This is a genomic window from Gluconobacter sp. ESL1110 (assembly GCF_058107395.1).
This window is the reverse complement of sequence record NZ_JBYLUK010000008.1, coordinates 135,784-154,433: the sequence shown is the minus strand read 5'-3', so window position 1 is coordinate 154,433 and position 18,650 is coordinate 135,784. Positions and strand designations below refer to the sequence as shown.

The window sequence follows — 18,650 nt, the reverse complement described above, 5'->3', positions numbered from 1 at the left end:
CTAAAAAAAATGAAAATGCCCCCTTGCGTCACCCAGCCGTGATGGGTAAACACCCACTCACCGCTTGGGAGATAGTTTAGCGGTAGAACTACCGGCTCTGACCCGGTCAGCCCTGGTTCGAATCCAGGTCTCCCAGCCAAAAAATTCCTTAAAATCTACCGCAAAAAGAGACTTCCCCTCCAGGGGGAAATTAGTCTATGAGGACCCGCCAACGGCCGGTCGGGCCTTTTGGGCTCCCGGTTCTGATTTCAGCGTCTCACGACGCATGACCAACGGGGGCCAGCGGGCATGACATCTTCTTCCTGCACAACTGATCTAAGCGCACGCATTCGCGAGGCACTGGCATTTGACGATGTTCTCGTCGAGCCAGCTGAATCGTCCGTGCTTCCGGCCCAGACGTCGACACGTACACGCCTTACACGCACCATCGAGCTGAATATTCCCCTGATGTCCTCCGCCATGGATACGGTAACGGAAGATGGCATGGCCATTGCCATGGCTCAGCAGGGCGGTATGGGCGTCATTCACAAGAACCTCTCCATCGAAGAGCAGGCCGAGCAGGTTCGTCGCGTCAAGCGCTTTGAGTCCGGCATGGTGGTCAATCCCGTCACCGTTGGCCCGGACCAGACACTGGCAGACGTCAACGCCATCATGGCCCGCCATGGCGTCTCGGGTCTGCCCGTTGTGGAAGACGGGACAGGCATCCTTGTTGGCATCCTGACCAATCGTGACGTCCGCTTCACGACGGATCTGAATACTCGTGTTCGCGATCTGATGACGAAAGAGAATCTCGTCACGGTTCTGAACGGTGCGCCGCCTGAAGAAGCCCGCGCACTGCTGCATCGCCACCGTATTGAAAAGCTTCTGGTTGTTGACGAGGGCGGTCGCTGCATTGGCCTGATTACCGTCAAGGATATGGACAAGGCCACAACTCATCCGCTTGCCATCAAGGACGATCAGGGCCGTCTGCGTTGTGCTGCGGCTGTTGGCGTTGGCGAAGACGGGCTGACTCGCGCTGCGGCTCTCGTGGAAGCTGGCGTAGACGTCATTGTTGTGGATACGGCGCATGGCCACTCACATGGCGTTCTGAACACCGTCCGAACCCTTAAAGAGCGTCATCCCGCTCTTCAGGTCATTGCGGGCAACGTCGCCACGCCTCAGGCCGCACGCGCACTTATTGAAGCCGGCGCCGACTGCATCAAGGTAGGTATCGGTCCGGGGTCCATCTGCACCACGCGTGTTGTTGCTGGTGTAGGCGTCCCGCAGTTCTCCGCCGTTATGGAAACCGCTGCGGCCTGTCATGAGCTTGACGTCCCGGCCATTGCGGACGGTGGCATCCGGACATCCGGCGACATCGTGAAGGCTATCGGTGCCGGTGCTGACGTCGTGATGGTTGGCTCGCTGCTGGCTGGCACGGATGAGAGCCCGGGCGAGACGTTCCTGTATCAGGGACGTGCTTACAAGTCCTATCGTGGCATGGGCTCTCTCGGAGCCATGGCGCGTGGCTCTGCGGATCGTTATTTCCAGGCAGAAGTCCGTGATACGCTGAAGCTTGTGCCGGAAGGGATCGAAGGGCAGGTTCCTTATAAGGGGGGCATGGCTCCCGTCGTGCATCAGCTCGTTGGTGGTCTGAAGGCCGGCATGGGCTACACCGGATCTGCCACGGTTGCCGATCTTCAGGTCCGCACCATGTTCCGTCGCATCACGAATGCTGGTCTGCGTGAAAGCCACGTTCATGATGTGACAATCACGCGTGAAGCCCCGAACTACCGTCGGGACTGACATTTCATATGCATTGGCCTCTCGCTTTGAGAGGCCAAACCGGCTACGGGGGCGATATGACCCCCGCAGCTCGCCTTTCCGGCGCCATTGATCTGCTTTGTGCGATCCAGAATGCGCCCCGCCGTCCCGCAGACGCTACTGCCAACGCTTTCTTCCGTGAACGCCGCTATATTGGTGGCGGAGACAGACGCGCCATTTCCACACTGGCCTGGGATGTGCTTCGTGGCTGGAGACGACTGCACTGGCATCTGGAAGGCAGCCAGGGCGACATTTCTCCACGTCTGCTCTGCGCAGCCTCCATGCTGCTGTCTGGCACGACGATGGATCAGGTCCGGATGATGTTCAGCGGGGAGCGCTATGCCCAGAACCCTCTGACGCCGCGTGAGGATATCAACCTCAAGCATCTGGAAGGAAAAGAACTTTCCAGCCAGAAGCAACCAATCGCCATCCGCCTGGAATATCCGGACTGGATCGAGCCCGCGCTTCGCGAGACCTTCGGTTCCCGCATGGCGGACGAGATGGAAGCCATGCTGGGCGCACCCACACTGGATCTGCGCGTGAACCTTCTGAAGGGCACGCGGGAAGACGCTCTACGCGCGTTGAAGCGGGAAGGGCTAAACGCTGTTCCGACCAAGCTTTCCCCGTGGGGTCTGCGCCTTGATGGGCGTCAGCCCGTCACGGCCGCACAAGCGTTCAAGGATGGTCTGGTCGAAATTCAGGATGAAGGATCGCAACTGGTTGTCGCGGCGGCTGATGCGCGCCCAGACAACCGCGTTCTGGATTACTGTGCAGGCGCAGGCGGCAAGACGCTCGCCCTTGCCATGACCATGGAAAACAAGGGCCATATTGTTGCCTGCGATGTTCACGAGAAACGCCTTGAAGGTGCGGTGAAGCGTCTGCGTCGGGCAGGTGTTCACAACGTTGAACGCCACCTTCTGGTGACAGGCGACAAATGGGCCAAGCGTCGTGCTGCCAGCTTCGATCGTGTTTTGGTAGACGCGCCGTGTTCAGGCACAGGCACGTGGCGCCGCAACCCGGATGCACGCCTGCGCCTGACGCCAGAGGACATTCAGGAACTTGTTATCAAACAGTCGGAAATCCTTGATCGTGCAGCATCTTTGGTTAAACCCGGCGGTCGGATGATCTACGCAACGTGCTCTCTTCTGGCTGCTGAAAACGGGCAGCAGATTGATGCGTTCCTGAAGCGCAGGACGGACTTTGTTCGGGTTCCGACGGAAGATCTGCCTGATCTTCTTCCGGCTGAACTCCGCGAAAAGGCCCAGTTCTCCCTGACGCCGCTTCGGGACGGAACAGACGGATTCTTCGCCTGCGTCATGCAGCGTCTTGAGCCTGTTGCTCAGACGGAAGAAGCTCCTTCCACATAACAAGAGCATCCACATAGCCATTTTGCGGGTGGTGGAACGCCTCAGGGAGTGTTCCAACCACCCGGAAACCAAGACGCGCCCAGAGTGCGATGGCGCGGTCATTGGTGCTGACAACGAAATTGAACTGCATAGCCCGGTAGCCCAGAGCCTGCGCTTCTTTCAGGGCAAATTCACCCATTTGACGACCAGCAGCATATCCGGGAGACGCGACGAAGCATGCATTCCCGACATGTCGACCGCCACCTGACTGATTGTCCTGAAGATAAAAAGTTCCGACGATCTCACCGTCAGGGCTTTCCGCTACAAACACGCGGTGTTCGGCAGCCATCCAATATCCGAGGGCCTGCCGACGGCCCCATGTCCTCGGAAAGGCATAGGTTTCGCCAGCCTTGAGAACAGGCGCAAGAACACGCCAGATGCCGTCCCGATCCAGCGACTGCGCAGGGCGGATGACCAGTTTCGATTCTGACACGCAGATACTCCCTGCAAAGTGAGACGGTTAGGCCCGGACCATGATCCGGGTTATGATGCCCGTTTCCAAGTCAGCACGGGACAGACGCGCTCTTACACATGCAATATGATATCTTCCTTGGCATAGCCCTGACATTCGGGGCCGGAATGCTGGCCCAATGGGTCGCCTGGCGCTTTCGCCTCCCAGCGATCGTCCTCCTCTTCACCATAGGACTGCTGTTCGGGCCTGGGCTCGGTATTCTCCATCCATCCGAAACGATGGGATGGGTCTTCCGTCCACTGGTGTCGCTCCTGGTGGCGATCGTGGTGTTCGAAGGGGGAATGGCGCTGGACATTCGCCAGCTTCGGGAAGCCGGAGAAGGTGTCGCACGCCTGACGATGCTTGCGCTGCCCATCAACTGGGTCTTGGGATCACTCGCTGCGCATTATGTTGCCCATCTCGAATGGGGCACATCCATGCTGTTTGGGGCCATAATCGTCGTGACAGGACCGACGGTGGTTCTCCCGCTTCTGCGCAGCGCGAAGCTACAACCTAAAGTGGCCGCATTTCTGCGATGGGAAGCCATCGTCAATGATCCGTTGGGAGCGATTCTTGCGGCTGTAGTTTTACAGCTCATGCTCCTGCATGTGGATCTGCATACCGGCGTTTTCTTTACCCACACGCTGCCAGACCTTCTGGCCGCCGCAACCGAGTCCATCTCGGCAGGCATCCTTCCGGCTTATCTGATCCGCTATCTCTTCACGCGCGACATGATGCCGGAAATCCTCAAAACGCCGGTTCTCATTTCCATGGCGCTGGTCATCTTCACAGCCTGCAATCTGGAAATGGAGGGGGCAGGGCTGGTCGCGGTGACGATTTTTGGAATGGCGCTGACCAACCTTCATATTCCCGGCGTCGCAGAACTTCGCCGCATCAAGGAATCCATGGTGGTTCTGGTGGTGTCAGTTCTGTTTATCCTGCTGACGGCCGACCTGCATCGTGAGGTGCTCAAGCATCTTTCCATTCCGATTCTGATGCTGACATTGGTGGTGCTGTTTGTTGTCAGACCTGTGGGGATTTTCTTTTCCACGCTTGGAACGAGCATGCCGTGGAAAGAACGGCTTTTTGTCGGATGGATTGCGCCTCGCGGTATCGTGGCTGCCGCCGTTGCTGGGGCGGCAGGTATTCGCCTGAAGGAAACAGGATACCAGTCTGCCGATCTCATCATGCCAGCCGTGTTCGCTGTTATCGCTGTGACAATGATCCTGCATGGTTTCTCGCTCCGGCCCATTGCAAGAGCGTTGAAACTCACCCTTTCAAACGATCCGGCCATTGCCATTCTGGGCGCCAGCGGATGGTCTGTTGATCTTGCAGCCTGCCTGCACCGGGAAGGTATTCCAGTCCTTCTGGTCGACAACAGATCGAGCGCCCTGATGCCGGCAGCGCAGATGGATATTCCGGTTCTGCGCACTGAACTCTTGTCTCAGCACGGACAGGAGGCCCTTGAGGAGCGTCCTGCTGATTACCTGATCGCGACGACGGGTGATGGTATTTATAACGGCATGATCTGTGGCCATCTGGCTCCGGCTATGGGGCGGGAACGCGTATTTCAGATCAGCCCTGGCGTGGCGAGACTGGATTTCTATCACGGTCTGTCTCGTGACTCGCGTGGTAAGGTTCTTGGAGAACCTGCGTGGAACTACACCCTGTTCGATACGCTTTTCGAACAGGGGTGGCGCTTTACGTCCCGCGTTGCAACAGACGCGAATGCAGGCGGTTTCGGAACGGATGATAACCGACTGGATATCCTCGTCAGTCGACGGACAGCCATCCTTATTCGATCCGCCGAAGACCCGACAACGATCGTACCGATGCCGGGAGATCTTATGATTTCCATGGTCCCACCTACCGATCAGACCAAAGGGGATGGGGAAGCGTCTTAGGGCGCTTCCACAATAATCGAGGTTAGCCCCTGCGCTAGGACGCGGCGAAGATCGCGTTCCTGTAAAGCAATGCACCCTTCCGTAAACCCCGTCACAGTCGGCAGATGCAGGAAAATTGCTGATCCACGCCCCGAATCGGGTTTGAGATCGTTCCATCCCATCACAATGCAGAGATCATAAGCATGGTCTTCCCTCCACATTTTTTCGCATGAGGCGGCGTGGGGAAGAGTAACCGGACGGTTGTAATCGCAAGAGCCCACGTCATCACACCATCCATCTGATGGAGCGATTGGCTCAATAGGCAAGCCGGCGCCGGAAACCGGCCTTTGCGTACGGTCAGCACGATAGAGAATACGGCGCAACGGTAATTCTCCCACCGGCGTCGCGTGATCACCTTCGCGCTTGTCAAGGCGTATGCCGCCTGATCCAATCAAAGCCGGAATGATTTCATTTCGAAAGTGGAGAAAAGCGCGGTTTTCAGCGATTCTCAAATTAGCTTTAGTCATCAGGCTGTTTTCTTTTCAATTTGCATTTGTCATACCTCATGTTGCAAGTTTGCTTCGCTTTCCAGCAATGGGGAGAGAAGAATTAGATGCGTGGCTTATCAACGCGAACCCACGCGGATGTGACGCTTCCGCTCAGATAAGACGAGACAGGTATTATGGCAGGTCCCCGCCCCATCCTCGTAGTTGATGACGACGACACACTCCGGCAGTTGCTGGCAGAACAGCTTCAGCACGGTGGCGAACTTGAGACAATTGAAGCGACTTCTGTCGCGACTGCTCGGGAACTGCTGAAGAAGCCGGGGGCACGCTATGATGCGATGCTGCTGGACATCACCCTTCCAGATGGGGATGGACGCGATTTCTGTGCGGAGTTGCGTCGTGAGGGCGTTCGCATGCCAATCATCATCCTGACCGGCTCAGATGATGAAAGCGATATTGTTCGCGGCCTGGATGCCGGTGCCAATGATTACGTGGCCAAGCCTTTTCGGATTGGCGAACTTCTGGCCCGACTTCGCGCACAGCTCCGGATTTTTGAAAACAGCGAAGATGCCGTTTTTGAAATTGGGCCTTATGCGTTCCGTCCCTCCGCAAAACTCCTCGTCGAGACCGCGCGTAACCGCCGTATCCGTCTGACGGAAAAGGAAGCAGCGATCCTGAAGTATCTGTATCGTGCAGGGCATCGCCCTGTGGCACGTCAGGTTCTTCTGAACGAGGTTTGGGGCTACAACGCGGCCGTCACAACCCATACGCTCGAGACGCATATCTATCGTCTGCGTCAGAAGATCGAGCCGGATCCGACCAAGACATCCCTGCTCATCACGGAAGGGGGCGGTTATCGCCTTGATCCGGAAGGCAAAACAGTCGCTACAGCGGAATCACTCCCGGCCTGAAGCCGGGAGCAAGCTGGTCAGGCTGGATCAAAATCCAGCACGACCGGCACATGATCTGACGGGCTTTCCCAGTCCCGCACATCCCGACGAATACGGATATCCCGTAATCCCGGCATCAGGTCAGGCGTCATCCAGACATGGTCAAGACGACGCCCACGGTCAGACTTGTTCCAGTCCTTGTTTCGATAAGACCACCACGTATAGAGCTTGGTCGGTTCAGGCGTGATACGCCGCATGGCATCCTGAAAACCTGTCGCCATCCAGGCATTGAGCCGTTCTGTCTCCGGCGGTGTGTGGCTGACAATCTTCAGAAGCTGACGGTGACTCCAGACGTCATGCTCCAGTGGTGCAATGTTAAGGTCTCCGACCACGATGCTGCGGGCAGGGGGCGTCTCCGAAAACCAGGCAGCGGCTTCTTCCACGAAGGCAAGTTTGTGGGCGAACTTCTCGTTTGCTTCCGGATCAGGAATGTCACCGCCGGCCGGAACGTAAAAATCGTGCAGCAGAACCGGACCGCCAGGGGTCTCGATGGAGGCCGCGATATGCCGGCAATCCTCGCGGCTACACCAGTTTGGAGTGTTCGCAACGGACGTCAGGGGCAGTCGCGAAAGAATCGCCACCCCGTTATAGCCCTTCATGCCGCGATAAAGCTGATGGGGCAGTCCGAGCGCCGTTAGCGCTTCAGCCGGAAAGAGCGGATCGGGAACTTTCGTCTCCTGAAGGCAGACGATGTCCGGGTTTTCCTCCTCAACCAGCTTCTTCAAGAGCGGCAAGCGAAGTCGGAGGGAGTTGATGTTCCATGTAATCAGACGCATCACCTCTGGATCGACTGAATTGCCCTCTTTGACAAGCACCTCTTGCGTCAAGAAACCCTGCACCCGATCTAGGACGTATCATGACTGACCTTCACGACACGCTTCTCACTTTCGACACTCATATCGACATTCCCTGGCCCGACATGAACGATGCCTGGTCTTCGGATAACCCACGGAAAGTGGATGTTCGGAAGTGCCATCAGGGCAAACTGCGATCCGTCTGCCTTGCAGCCTACATCCCACAAGGACCACGCGATGAGGCAGGGCATGAAGAGGCCTGGGAGCGTGTGCAGGCCATGTTGAAGGTCATTGTTTCTCTGGGAGGAGAGCAGGACGGGCTGGTGGCTCGTGTCTGCCGGACAGCTCAGGATGTTCGCTCAGCGTTCGAGAACAACGCTCTCGCCATCGTGCCAGCCATTGAGAATGGTCATGCCCTTGGTGGTGTCCCCGCCCGAATCGGCCAGTTGGCACGGGACTATGGCGTTCGATATATGACGCTGACCCATAACGGGCATAATGTGCTGGCGGATGCAGCCATTCCTCTCAAAAGCCTGAACGATGTCACCGCGCTTCATGGTGGCTTGTCAGAACTTGGCCGAGAGACAATTCGTGAAATGAACCGGCATGGCGTTCTGGTGGATGTGTCGCACACTGCGAAATCTACAATGATGCAGGCGTCCGAACTTTCCACGACACCTGTATTCGCCAGCCATTCCTGCGTCCGCAGCCTTTGCGATCATCCCCGTAATCTTGATGATGAACAGTTGGATCGCCTTAAAGAGACTGATGGCCTGATCCAGATTACGGCTATGGGGTCTTTCCTCCGCAAAGGAGGCGGTGGAACCGTCGAAGATCTGGCCCGGCATGTGGCTTACGTTGCCGAGCGCATCGGTGTGAGGCACGTGGGCGTTTCGTCTGACTTCGATGGTGGCGGTGGCATTCCCGGCTGGGAAGACGCAACAGAAACGCGAAACGTGACCCGTGCTCTGGAAGCTGCTGGATTTGGACCGGACGATCTTTCTGCCATCTGGGGTGGTAACATGCTGCGGCTGATGGAAAAGGCCGAACAAGCATCAATTTCAGCCTGAAAATCGCCCTCAGCTCAGTAAAAAAGTTCTCTCAAACGGGAACAGAACGGGACCATGAAGACTTAAAGCGAAGTGCACTCGTCCACCATGCTTTTAAGAGTCAAGAGGTCCCGTTCAACCAAAGCCAAGAATGGGAAAAATTTCTCGCCCATTCATGCAACGAAAAGAATTTATAAGTCTTTTCAATTATTTACGTTTAATGATTAAAAAATAGGCAATCTGACGGCAGGGCTTGCAAACCTTGGCCTTCATGATTCTGTCATGGAGCAACCCACAGACTTGTCCACAGGTTCAGTGGATGACTGAAGAACCGGCATGAATGACCTCACGCCCAAGGAGATGAAAACAAGAATGATGGGTGAGGAAGTCCCTGTTCCGACTGTTAAAAAACAGGGCGTGGACGCAATCCGCGAGGCTCTGAAGACCATTCCCTACAGCTCTGGCGTGTATCGGATGCTGGGAGAGAAGGGAGAGGTTCTGTATGTCGGCAAGGCGTTGAGCCTCAAGAAACGCGTGTCGTCCTATACGCGGATCAACCAGCTTCCTGAACGCCTTCGCCGTATGGTGTCCATGACGGTCTCAATGGAGATCGTCATTACCAGAACGGAAGCAGACGCGCTTCTGCTGGAAGCGAACTACATCAAGCGCATGAAGCCGCGCTTCAACATCCTGCTGCGGGACGACAAGAGCTACCCCTGGCTGATGCTGACGGAAAATCACGAGTTCCCGCAGATCACCAAGCAGCGCGGCAAACCGGTTAAAGGTGCGACATACTGGGGGCCGTTTGCCTCGGCCTGGGCTGTGAACCAGACCCTGAACCTTGTGCAGAAGACCTTCCTTCTCCGCTCGTGTTCGGACTCTGTTCTGAACAGCAGAACCCGCCCGTGCCTGCTTTTTCAAATCAAACGCTGCTCCGCACCCTGCGTGGATCGCATTTCCAAGCCTGATTACGCCGAACTGGTGATGCAGGCGAAGCAGTTCCTGTCAGGCAAAAATACCGAGCTACAACAGGAACTGGCGATCGAAATGGAGCGGGCTTCCGAGGCCATGGAATATGAGAAGGCTGCGGCGATCCGCGATCGTATCCGCGGTTTTGCCAGCATCCAGAACTCGGGAATTATCAATCCGGCGTCCATCAATGATGCCGATATCGTAGCGATCTGGCAGGACGCAGGCCAGACCTGCATTCAGGTTTTCTTCATCCGAGGCAGCCGAAATAATGGCAATAGGGCGTTCTATCCCGTCCATGCCGAAGAGGAGGCTCCTGCGGATGTCCTGTCAGCATTCCTGCTGCAGTTCTACGACAACAAACCTCCGCCACCGTCCATTCTGGTGAATCATGCCTTGCCAGAACAGAAACTTGTTGAGGAAGCCCTTAGCATCCGGCGTGAGCAGAAGGTTGAAATCTCGTTTCCACAACGTGGCGAAAAAAAGAATGTCGTCGATCACGCCACCCTAAACGCGCGCGAAGCCTTGGAACGGAAGCTTGCGGAAAATACGGGCCAGAAAAAGCTACTTGAAGAGGTAGCGAAGGTTTTCAACCTTCCAGAAACGCCCAAACGCATCGAAACTTATGACAACTCACACATCATGGGGCAGGCACCTTATGGTGTCATGGTCGTGGGCGGCCCGGAAGGGTTTGAAAAACGATCCTATCGGAAATACGCCATTAAAGGGCCTGTTACTCCCGGAGATGATTTCGGCATGATGCGTGAAGTCATGGAACGTCGGTTCGGCAAGGACAAGGAAGACGGCGAGAGACCGGAAGATTGGCCGGATCTTCTGCTGATTGATGGCGGGCTGGGACAATTCAATGCAGTCCGCGCGGTCCTGAATGATCTGGGCGTGACGGACATTCCCATCGTGGCGATTGCCAAAGGGCCGGATCGGGACGCGGGCAGAGAATGGTTCTTTACGGAAACCCAGCCCCCATTCCAGCTTCCACCGCGAGACCCGGTTCTTTACTACCTCCAGCGCCTACGCGATGAGGCTCATCGCTTTGCCATCACAACACACAGGGCAGGGCGCTCCAAAGGACTGCGAAAATCAGAACTGGATGACGTTCCGGGAATCGGTGGGGCTCGCAAGAAAGCTCTTCTGAATCACTTTGGCTCTGCAAAAAGTGTGAGACAGGCCAGCCTTGAAGAGCTTGAAACAGCGCCAGGAATAAGTTCAGGCATTGCCAGGGCCATATACGGACATTTTCATCCTGAATGGCTTAGGACGCAAAGCTGACATTTCCGTGAGGATCGGGGCTCCATCTCCTTTTGGCACAAAAAATACACACATCCCGATCAGATTGGCGCATACCGGAACCAGCCAAACTGTTCTAGACTGCCTTCGATGCTCACTGATCTGCCAAATGTCCTGACCCTGCTTCGCATAGCGGCCATTCCAGTTCTGGTCGCTCTGCTAGCCCTGCATTCCGCACTGGGGAATGTAGCAGCCTGTGTTGTCTATACGGCGGCCTGCATCACGGATTATCTGGATGGCGCTCTGGCACGCCGGTGGCAGATGCTGTCCGAACTGGGGCGCATGATGGACCCTATCGCGGACAAGCTCCTGGTAGGAGCCCTGCTACTGGCTTTGGCTGGCCTGACGGTTCTTCCGGTATTCTCGCTCTACGCCGCGATCATCATTATGCTGCGCGAGATCCTCGTGAGCGGTCTGCGTGAATACATGGCTTCCCAGCGGGAAACCCTTCCTTCTACCCGTTTGGCAAAATGGAAGACCGGCATCCAGATGGTCGCCATCGGCTTCCTGATTGGTGGAGACAAGGCCGCTGCCGCTCTTCATCTGTCCTTTCTGCCCGCCACGCTGATTGGTGGTATTCTGCTGTGGATCTCTGTTATTCCAACAGTTCTCAGTGGCTGGGGCTACCTTACAGTTGGCCTCTCCAGAATGATGGCATCTGATCCGCGCAAGTCCTCGAAGATCGTATCCTGATCCGGACTGTGCACGATTATTATTGCAGTTATCATCCCATCATCTGGCGCTTTCACGCAATGACCGCTAAAGGTCAAGGATCGACCTTATGGGAGTATGCAATGCGTAAGGCCGCTCTATTGGCATTACCTCTCGCCCTGAGTGGCTGTTCGGGCATGGGCAAATTTTTTAATGACACAGCCCTATGGTCAGGCGGCAATCCCAACGCACCACGTGGGGATAGCGAGAACTTGCGCCGCGCTCGCGGAGAAACAGTTGCCTCCACGCCGATCCTTCCGGAAGGCGGAAATATGTGGCCTGGCTCTCCCCAACCTCTCCCAACCCTGAAAGATGTTGAAAACCCCGACAGCGTGTTCAATCGCGCTTTGGGCGACCCCGCAACCTATTTCGGGGGCGCCTCCATTGATAAAACGTTTATGGGTGGCATCGCCGGGTCTGGCGCCTTGGGCGCTATGGGTCATCAGATGAAACCGGGAGACAGCATCTCGGCTGGCGAAAGCTCCGATACACATCATGGAGTATCTCTGGACCGGAGCAATCTTGTCCCAACGCTTCCAACAAGCGTTCCCGATAATGCGCCTCATTTCCTGTCAAAAAATCCTGACAAGACTATCATTATCCCGAACGGGGATGGCACGAGCACACTCATCGCGCCTGACGGAACAGTCCGGGTCGTCCGCGGCGTTCCGTCATCACCCAAACAGTAATACTCTACGTTTCCTGCAAGCCTTAAGGACTTGCAGGAAACACGTCGTCAATACTGGCGAAATAGCGCTACCAGACGACCTTGGATACGTACGCGTGATGCGGGAAGAATACGAGTTTCATACTCCCGATTAGCCGCCTCAAGAGCAATCGTAGACCCACGACGACGCAGTTTCTTGAGTGTCACTTCCTGATCATCAATCAAAGCCACAACAATCTGGCCATTATCTGCCAATTCGCCACGACGAATGATCGCTACGTCTCCATCTAGAATACCGGCTTCGATCATAGAATCACCCGCAACGGTCAGGGCATAGTGTTCGCCCGTTCCGAGCAGGGACGAGGGCACCTGAATATGGGCACTCTCATCCTGAAGCGCCTCAATCGGAAGGCCAGCCGCAATACGCCCATAAAGAGGAATCTGAACACTCACATCTTCGACGGGCGAGCGCGGAGCTTCCGAAAAAGCCCCCTCCATAGTCTGACGACCACCTTCCACAACTGTCGGCACGAATGGAGCCTGCGCAACAGTGTTCTCGGCATGTGGCGCATCCATTCCCATATGAGGAAGACGCAGAACCTCCAACGCTCGGGCACGATGATGGTGCCGACGCAGAAAACCCCGTTCCTCAAGAGCGGAAATCAAGCGATGGATACCTGATTTGGAGCGAAGCTCGAGTGCATCCTTCATTTCGTCGAAAGAGGGAGAATACCCAGTCCGACGAAGGTGCTCATCAATATATAGCAAAAGCTGGTGCTGCTTGCGCGTCAGCATACAGGCGCTCCCGTGCGCCTCGGTGGAGGCATAATCTGAAACAGGCAGAACACATGACCAACATGTATCTCCCTTTTGTTCTTTATAGGTTCCTCTTTACCGGACCACAAGGACATCAACGTCCTGAAAACATGAGTTTTAGCGGCTAAAATTGATTATTTTTCCGAAAAAAGACACGTTATCAGCGGATTTTCACGAGAAAGCCTTGACCTGAGACAGACAAATCAGCATGGTGCGCCGAACTAGATCAACCTGCTGCTTTGACACTTGCGAGCGGCATCAGGACGGCGCAAGCCCGAGGGTATCATGGCAAAAACCAACGTTATTCAGATCCGTCTCGTTTCGTCGGCTGACACCGGCTACTTCTATGTCACGAAGAAGAACGCACGTTCTGCTACGGGCAAGATGGAAGTCCGTAAGTATGACCCGGTCGCTCGCAAGCATGTGACCTTCCGCGAAGCCAAGATCAAGTAAGACCTCGCGGATCATACGAGTTTAAAAAGGCGGCCTTACGGTCGCCTTTTTTGTTGCACCCACAAAAAAAGAACCGATTAAGCGGTTCTTTCAAAAACTGACCTCAGAAAAGCTTGTCGTGCGGACCGTAGGGCACAACGATATCGCCATTTTTGGTAAGATTTAGCATGGCCCGTGACCGCTCATCGAGAATATCAGCATCAAGTGCCTTCTCCTTCAGAGCCAGCACACGCCGGTGCCAGACTGCTTGCTCATCCTTGGCATCCTGCTGAGCCTGAAGAGCCTGCTGCTGAAGAACGAGCTGATCCTGATACGCGCGAATACCATGCGCTCCGTGCAGAGCGTTCCAGCCAAAATAAGCCGTCAATGACAGAAAAAGGACTGGAGGCGCAACCGTACGGATGGCGCGCTTGATGAGTCGAAGAGGTCTCACGCGGGGTACAGTCTCCCTTGGCTTACAAACGTTCCGCCAGCCTACCGCAGAGAGACAGAGCGAAACAATCATTCATGTCAAAAGACACCAGATTATTTTGCCAAAAAAAGCCGGCCCAGGAGAGGGCCGGCTTTCTGATCAGGCGCTCTTGAGAATGCTGCGGCCTGCATAACGGGCTGCACTACCGAGCTGCTGCTCGATGCGGATCAGCTGGTTGTACTTGGCAGTACGATCAGAGCGGGAAAGGGAACCCGTCTTGATCTGACCGCAGTTGGTCGCAACAGCCAGATCCGCGATCACGGCATCTTCGGTCTCACCAGAACGATGACTCATCACACAGGTGTAGCCAGCCTTGTGAGCTGTCTCGACAGCTTCCAGCGTTTCCGTAAGCGTGCCGATCTGGTTGACCTTTACGAGCAGGGAGTTAGCCGTGCCAGCCTTGATACCACGACGCAGGCGCTCAGGGTTCGTCACGAACAGATCGTCACCAACCAGCTGAAGCTTGCCACCCAGACGTGCGGTCAGCTCTGCCCAGCCTTCCCAGTCATCTTCTGCCAGACCGTCTTCGATGGAGACAATCGGGTACTTCTTCGTCAGTTCTTCCAGGTAAGAGATCATACCCGAGGAATCGAATTCCTTGCCTTCACCCTTCAGGTTGTAGCGGCCATCGGCGTAGAACTCTGTCGCAGCGCAATCGAGCGCGAATGTGACATCATCACCCGGACGGTAGCCAGCAGCCTCTACGGACTTCGTGATGAAGCTCAGGGCTTCGTCAGCAGACTTCAGACCCGGCGCGAAGCCACCTTCGTCACCCACATTCGTATTGTGACCAGCAGCAGACAGGCCCTTCTTCAGCGCGGTGAAGATTTCAGAGCCCATGCGCACAGCATCAGCGATCGTTGGCGCACCAACGGGCTGAATCATGAATTCCTGAATGTCGATCGGGTTGTCTGCGTGCTCACCACCGTTGACGATGTTCATCATCGGAACGGGCAGGGTGTGTGCAAACACGCCACCGACATAACGGTAGAGCGGCAGTTCCAGCTCTTCGGCCGTCGCCTTAGCAACCGCAAGGGAAACACCAAGGATGGCGTTCGCACCGATGCGGGACTTGTTCGGCGTGCCATCCAGTTCGATCATCGCGTTATCGATGGCGATCTGGTCTTCAGATTCGGCGCCCTGCAGCACTTCAAGGATTTCGTCTTCAACGAACCCACAGGCCTTCAGAACACCCTTGCCGTTGTAGCGGGACTTGTCCCCGTCACGCAGCTCGACAGCTTCGTGGGCGCCAGTAGAAGCACCAGAGGGAACAGCGGCACGACCACGGGCACCAGATGACAGCTCAACCTCGACCTCAACGGTCGGGTTACCGCGGCTGTCCAGGATCTCGCGGGCAGTGATATCAACAATGGCGCTCAATGGAAGCTCTCCTGGATATGCGTGAACCGGGTGTGGCTCATAACCGTTCGGGACGGATCACCGTTTCGTCTCAAAATCAGAACATAAGGTCAATCGACGACATGCGTCTTCCTTTTCTCGCCCTGATCCTTGGTCTCGCGGGACTCCTCCCGTTTTTGACGCTGGGAGGCTGGATTTTTCTGGCAGGGCTCTTCTCCCCACTGCCGCACCTGACCGTCATTCTTCTGGCGTACGGCGCGTGTATCCTGTCCTTTTTGGGGGCTGTCCATTGGGGGTTAGCCATGGAGCGGCCTGACATCATCACAGTTCAGGGAACGGCAGATCGTGATCGTCAGAGACTCCTTCTGGGAGTCTGCCCTGCGCTCTGGGCATGGCTTTCACTCTGCGTCGGACTATTGGGGGGCCTGCGTGCCGGATACCTGCTGGAGGTCATCGGCTTCATTTCCACGTTTGCTGTGGAACGGGTGGCCTGGAAGCATGGCGCGCTGCCACCCGGTTACATGCCCTTACGGGGCGTGCTGACAGCGGGAGCCGTCATAAGTCTCCTTATGGCAGCCCTCGCACCGTTGCAGAATTATACGCTGTAAGACTTCGCCAGCGCGTCGAACGCCTTAAGGCGCGTCAGAAGGCCTCTCATTTCCGAAAGAGGAACCATTGTGGGGCCATCGCTCGGAGCATTGTCAGGGTCCTGATGCGCCTCAATAAAGACAGCAGCAACACCAATGGACAACGCAGCGCGGGCGAGGGGTTCAACGAACTCCCGCTGTCCACCCGTCGAAGCCCCCAGGCCGCCCGGCTGCTGAACCGAGTGGGTAGCATCGAAAACAACAGGATAACCCGTCTGCGCCATGATCGGCAGTCCGCGCATGTCGCTAACAAGCGTGTTGTACCCAAAGCTCGTTCCACGGTCACAGAGCATGATGCGCTCATTCCCCGTCGAAGCCAGCTTGGCCGCAACATTCGCCATATCCCAGGGAGCCAGAAACTGCCCCTTCTTGACGTTGATGGCCCGACCCGTCTGACCCGCAGCTAACAGCAGATCCGTCTGCCGACACAGAAATGCAGGGATCTGCAGAACATCCACCGCCTGCGCCGCGATAGCGCACTGATCGGCAGAATGAACATCCGTCAGAACCGGAACGTCAAAGCGCTCACGGATGGAGGCCAGAATATCCAGCCCCTTTTCCATACCGACGCCGCGCGCCGCATTCACGGAACTGCGGTTCGCCTTGTCGTAGCTGCTCTTGTAGATCAGACCGATGTCAAGCTCGCGACACACTGTGGAAAGGGCATCCGCCATCTCCACAGCATGCTCCCGGGATTCGATCTGACACGGCCCTGCAATCAGGGTGAAGGGCCGGTCCTGACCGATCTCGAGATTGCCAACCCGCAAGCTCACTTACTTTCCGTCCGCTTGCGGGCTGCACCGATGAAGCCTGCAAAGAGAGGGTGTGGATCAAATGGCTTGGACAGCAGTTCCGGATGGTACTGCACGCCGATGAACCACGGATGATCCGGGTATTCCACGACTTCCGGCAGAACGCCGTCTGGAGACATGCCGGAGAAACGCAGACCCGTCTTTTCCAGACGATCCTTGTAATGCAGGTTCACTTCCCAACGGTGACGGTGACGTTCCCGCACTTCCGTCTTGCCGTAGATTTCCGCAACGCGAGAGCCGGGAGCAAGCTTGGCCGGGAAAGCACCCAGACGCATCGTGCCGCCAAGATCTCCACCTTCGCGACGGCGCATCAGTTCATTGCCGTTTGCCCATTCCGTCATAAGACCAACCAGCGGTTCGCTCGTCGGGCCAAATTCAGTTGAAGAGGCTTTGGGCAGACCAGCAAGCGAACGCGCACATTCGATCACAGCCATTTGCATGCCGAAGCAGATCCCAAGGAACGGGATACCGTTTTCACGGGCATAGCGAACGGCCTGAACCTTGCCTTCTGCACCACGCTCACCGAAGCCGCCCGGCACCAGAATGGCATCCGCATCCTTCAGACGCTCAGCAATGTCAGCCGTTTTCTCGAACTCTTCCGATTCGATCCAATCGAGCTTCACACGGACATTGTTCGCGATCCCGCCATGCAGCAGGGCTTCGGCCAGCGATTTGTAGCTATCCAGAAGGGCCGTGTACTTGCCCACGACAGCAACATTCACTTCGCCCTCAGGCTCGCGAATCGCATGGACGATCTTTTCCCATCGTGTCAGATCCGGTGAGCCTTCGAACGGCAGACCGAAATAACGCAGGACTTCGCGGTCCATGCCTTCGTTATGATAAGAAATCGGGCACGCATAGATCGTATCGACATCCAGCGCCGCAATCACGGCTTCCGGGCGAACGTTACAGAAATTCGCGATCTTGCGGCGTTCGTTTTCCGGAATCGGCCGATCGGAACGACACAGCAGAACCTGAGGTTGAATACCGACATTCTGCAGTTCCTTAACGGAATGCTGCGTCGGCTTCGTCTTCAGTTCGCCTGCTGAGGGAATATAGGGCAGCAACGTCAGATGAACGCACATGGTCTGGTTGTGGCCCAGATCGTTGCGAAGCTGACGAATAGCTTCAAGGAAAGGAAGGCTCTCAATGTCGCCGACCGTTCCGCCGATTTCCACCAGAACGAAATCATAGTCTTCCGTTCCAGCCACCACGACGTCCTTAATGGCGTCCGTGATGTGCGGAATGACCTGAACGGTTCCACCCAGATAGTCGCCGCGACGTTCGCGGGCGATGACATCGGAATAGATACGGCCTGTCGTGGTATTGTCAGCACGGCGGGCGTGAACGCCCGTAAAGCGCTCATAATGACCGAGATCGAGGTCTGTTTCAGCCCCGTCATCGGTGATGAACACTTCACCATGCTGATACGGGCTCATGGTGCCCGGATCCACGTTCAGGTAGGGGTCCAGCTTGCGCATGCGGACCTTGTAGCCGCGTGCCTGGAGGAGAGCAGCAAGAGCCGCAGAAGCGATACCCTTGCCGAGAGAAGATACCACACCGCCGGTGATGAATACGAAGCGCGTCATGGGCGCTCCTC

The 18,650-nt window shown here is 56.2% G+C and carries 18 protein-coding genes and 1 tRNA gene; 11 read left to right on the top strand and 8 right to left on the bottom strand.

Translation table 11 applies throughout. The features are described 5' to 3' along the window. Positions 1-65: 65 nt before the first annotated feature. The 3 genes from AC3B6F_RS09390 to AC3B6F_RS09380 all read left to right on the top strand — a co-directional run bounded on the left by AC3B6F_RS09390 (position 66) and on the right by AC3B6F_RS09380 (position 3,167). A tRNA-Gln gene (locus AC3B6F_RS09390) sits at positions 66-139 on the top strand. A 149-nt stretch (positions 140-288) separates the two neighbouring features. After that, positions 289-1,782 (top strand): IMP dehydrogenase, encoded by a 1,494-nt coding sequence (gene guaB, locus AC3B6F_RS09385; RefSeq protein ID WP_489824143.1) that lies wholly within the window; start codon positions 289-291, stop codon positions 1,780-1,782. A gap of 56 nt (positions 1,783-1,838) precedes the next feature. Continuing rightward, positions 1,839-3,167, top strand: a complete 1,329-nt coding sequence (locus AC3B6F_RS09380) for an RsmB/NOP family class I SAM-dependent RNA methyltransferase (protein WP_489824142.1) — start codon at positions 1,839-1,841, stop codon at positions 3,165-3,167. Here AC3B6F_RS09380 and AC3B6F_RS09375 read toward each other — a convergent pair. Continuing rightward, positions 3,115-3,639, bottom strand: coding sequence for a GNAT family N-acetyltransferase (locus AC3B6F_RS09375; RefSeq protein WP_489824141.1), 525 nt, complete (start codon positions 3,637-3,639; stop codon positions 3,115-3,117). The genes AC3B6F_RS09380 and AC3B6F_RS09375 overlap by 53 nt on opposite strands. 98 nt (positions 3,640-3,737) lie before the next feature. On the opposite strand from AC3B6F_RS09375, the gene AC3B6F_RS09370 reads away from it, so the two are divergent. Then, positions 3,738-5,561, top strand: a complete 1,824-nt coding sequence (locus AC3B6F_RS09370) for a cation:proton antiporter (protein ID WP_023942319.1) — start codon at positions 3,738-3,740, stop codon at positions 5,559-5,561. On the opposite strand, the gene AC3B6F_RS09365 is transcribed toward AC3B6F_RS09370, so the two are convergent. After that, a complete protein-coding gene (locus tag AC3B6F_RS09365; protein WP_426066529.1) occupies positions 5,558-6,067 on the bottom strand; it encodes a L,D-transpeptidase family protein in 510 nt (169 codons plus the stop codon). The two genes, AC3B6F_RS09370 and AC3B6F_RS09365, sit on opposite strands and share 4 nt — an antisense overlap. Positions 6,068-6,222: 155 nt before the next feature. On the opposite strand from AC3B6F_RS09365, the gene AC3B6F_RS09360 reads away from it, so the two are divergent. Beyond that, on the top strand, positions 6,223-6,957 hold the full coding sequence (locus AC3B6F_RS09360; protein ID WP_010501781.1) for a response regulator transcription factor: 735 nt from the start codon (positions 6,223-6,225) through the stop codon (positions 6,955-6,957). A gap of 17 nt (positions 6,958-6,974) precedes the next feature. Here AC3B6F_RS09360 and AC3B6F_RS09355 read toward each other — a convergent pair whose 3' ends face one another. Beyond that, complete coding sequence (locus AC3B6F_RS09355) at positions 6,975-7,772, bottom strand: exodeoxyribonuclease III (RefSeq protein WP_489824502.1); 798 nt, start codon at positions 7,770-7,772, stop codon at positions 6,975-6,977. A gap of 80 nt (positions 7,773-7,852) precedes the next feature. Here AC3B6F_RS09355 and AC3B6F_RS09350 point away from each other — a divergent pair, with 80 nt between their 5' ends. The 4 genes from AC3B6F_RS09350 (at position 7,853) to AC3B6F_RS09335 (ending at position 12,513) form a co-directional block, all read left to right on the top strand. Continuing rightward, positions 7,853-8,860, top strand: a complete 1,008-nt coding sequence (locus AC3B6F_RS09350) for a dipeptidase (protein ID WP_489824140.1) — start codon at positions 7,853-7,855, stop codon at positions 8,858-8,860. Between the two features lie 351 nt (positions 8,861-9,211). Beyond that, positions 9,212-11,095 (top strand): excinuclease ABC subunit UvrC, encoded by a 1,884-nt coding sequence (gene uvrC / locus AC3B6F_RS09345; RefSeq protein ID WP_489824501.1) that lies wholly within the window; start codon positions 9,212-9,214, stop codon positions 11,093-11,095. Between the two features lie 108 nt (positions 11,096-11,203). Then, the gene (gene pgsA, locus AC3B6F_RS09340; protein WP_010501774.1) at positions 11,204-11,806 is read left to right on the top strand and encodes a CDP-diacylglycerol--glycerol-3-phosphate 3-phosphatidyltransferase; all 603 of its coding nucleotides are present in this window, start codon (positions 11,204-11,206) and stop codon (positions 11,804-11,806) included. A 101-nt stretch (positions 11,807-11,907) separates the two neighbouring features. After that, positions 11,908-12,513, top strand: a complete 606-nt coding sequence (locus AC3B6F_RS09335) for a hypothetical protein (RefSeq protein WP_489824139.1) — start codon at positions 11,908-11,910, stop codon at positions 12,511-12,513. A 47-nt stretch (positions 12,514-12,560) separates the two neighbouring features. On the opposite strand, the gene lexA is transcribed toward AC3B6F_RS09335, so the two are convergent. Beyond that, complete coding sequence (gene lexA, locus AC3B6F_RS09330; RefSeq protein ID WP_489824138.1) at positions 12,561-13,286, bottom strand: transcriptional repressor LexA; 726 nt, start codon at positions 13,284-13,286, stop codon at positions 12,561-12,563. A gap of 306 nt (positions 13,287-13,592) precedes the next feature. On the opposite strand from lexA, the gene rpmG reads away from it, so the two are divergent. Next, positions 13,593-13,760 (top strand): 50S ribosomal protein L33, encoded by a 168-nt coding sequence (rpmG, locus tag AC3B6F_RS09325; RefSeq protein WP_007281888.1) that lies wholly within the window; start codon positions 13,593-13,595, stop codon positions 13,758-13,760. Between the two features lie 103 nt (positions 13,761-13,863). On the opposite strand, the gene AC3B6F_RS09320 is transcribed toward rpmG, so the two are convergent. Both AC3B6F_RS09320 and eno read right to left on the bottom strand, forming a co-directional pair. Further along, a complete protein-coding gene (locus AC3B6F_RS09320) occupies positions 13,864-14,193 on the bottom strand; it encodes an FtsB family cell division protein (RefSeq protein ID WP_034880253.1) in 330 nt (109 codons plus the stop codon). Between the two features lie 138 nt (positions 14,194-14,331). Further along, complete coding sequence (eno, locus tag AC3B6F_RS09315; RefSeq protein ID WP_015074110.1) at positions 14,332-15,612, bottom strand: phosphopyruvate hydratase; 1,281 nt, start codon at positions 15,610-15,612, stop codon at positions 14,332-14,334. 17 nt (positions 15,613-15,629) lie between these two features. On the opposite strand from eno, the gene AC3B6F_RS09310 reads away from it, so the two are divergent. Beyond that, a complete protein-coding gene (locus AC3B6F_RS09310; protein ID WP_489824137.1) occupies positions 15,630-16,199 on the top strand; it encodes a DUF3429 domain-containing protein in 570 nt (189 codons plus the stop codon). Here the strand turns inward: AC3B6F_RS09310 and kdsA are convergent. Together kdsA and pyrG are read right to left on the bottom strand one after the other, a co-directional pair. Continuing rightward, positions 16,187-17,011 carry a 3-deoxy-8-phosphooctulonate synthase gene (gene kdsA, locus AC3B6F_RS09305; protein WP_426066534.1) on the bottom strand — a complete coding sequence of 275 codons (825 nt, stop codon included), beginning with the start codon at positions 17,009-17,011 and terminating at the stop codon, positions 16,187-16,189. The genes AC3B6F_RS09310 and kdsA overlap by 13 nt on opposite strands. Further along, positions 17,008-18,639 (bottom strand): CTP synthase, encoded by a 1,632-nt coding sequence (gene pyrG, locus AC3B6F_RS09300; RefSeq protein WP_015074107.1) that lies wholly within the window; start codon positions 18,637-18,639, stop codon positions 17,008-17,010. Before pyrG ends, kdsA begins: the two co-directional genes overlap by 4 nt. Positions 18,640-18,650 lie beyond the last annotated feature (11 nt).

What these genes read in the sequence shown, in the direction of transcription:
- guaB (WP_489824143.1), top strand. Translation starts at nt 289, where the DNA reads ATGACATCTTCTTCCTGCACAACTGATCTAAGCGCACGCATTCGCGAG.
- AC3B6F_RS09380 (WP_489824142.1), top strand. Translation starts at nt 1,839, where the DNA reads ATGACCCCCGCAGCTCGCCTTTCCGGCGCCATTGATCTGCTTTGTGCG.
- AC3B6F_RS09370 (WP_023942319.1), top strand. Translation starts at nt 3,738, where the DNA reads ATGCAATATGATATCTTCCTTGGCATAGCCCTGACATTCGGGGCCGGA.
- AC3B6F_RS09365 (WP_426066529.1), bottom strand. Translation starts at nt 6,067, where the DNA reads ATGACTAAAGCTAATTTGAGAATCGCTGAAAACCGCGCTTTTCTCCAC.
- AC3B6F_RS09360 (WP_010501781.1), top strand. Translation starts at nt 6,223, where the DNA reads ATGGCAGGTCCCCGCCCCATCCTCGTAGTTGATGACGACGACACACTC.
- AC3B6F_RS09355 (WP_489824502.1), bottom strand. Translation starts at nt 7,772, where the DNA reads ATGCGTCTGATTACATGGAACATCAACTCCCTCCGACTTCGCTTGCCG.
- AC3B6F_RS09350 (WP_489824140.1), top strand. Translation starts at nt 7,853, where the DNA reads ATGACTGACCTTCACGACACGCTTCTCACTTTCGACACTCATATCGAC.
- uvrC (WP_489824501.1), top strand. Translation starts at nt 9,212, where the DNA reads ATGATGGGTGAGGAAGTCCCTGTTCCGACTGTTAAAAAACAGGGCGTG.
- pgsA (WP_010501774.1), top strand. Translation starts at nt 11,204, where the DNA reads ATGCTCACTGATCTGCCAAATGTCCTGACCCTGCTTCGCATAGCGGCC.
- AC3B6F_RS09335 (WP_489824139.1), top strand. Translation starts at nt 11,908, where the DNA reads ATGCGTAAGGCCGCTCTATTGGCATTACCTCTCGCCCTGAGTGGCTGT.
- lexA (WP_489824138.1), bottom strand. Translation starts at nt 13,286, where the DNA reads ATGCTGACGCGCAAGCAGCACCAGCTTTTGCTATATATTGATGAGCAC.
- rpmG (WP_007281888.1), top strand. Translation starts at nt 13,593, where the DNA reads ATGGCAAAAACCAACGTTATTCAGATCCGTCTCGTTTCGTCGGCTGAC.
- AC3B6F_RS09310 (WP_489824137.1), top strand. Translation starts at nt 15,630, where the DNA reads ATGCGTGAACCGGGTGTGGCTCATAACCGTTCGGGACGGATCACCGTT.
- pyrG (WP_015074107.1), bottom strand. Translation starts at nt 18,639, where the DNA reads ATGACGCGCTTCGTATTCATCACCGGCGGTGTGGTATCTTCTCTCGGC.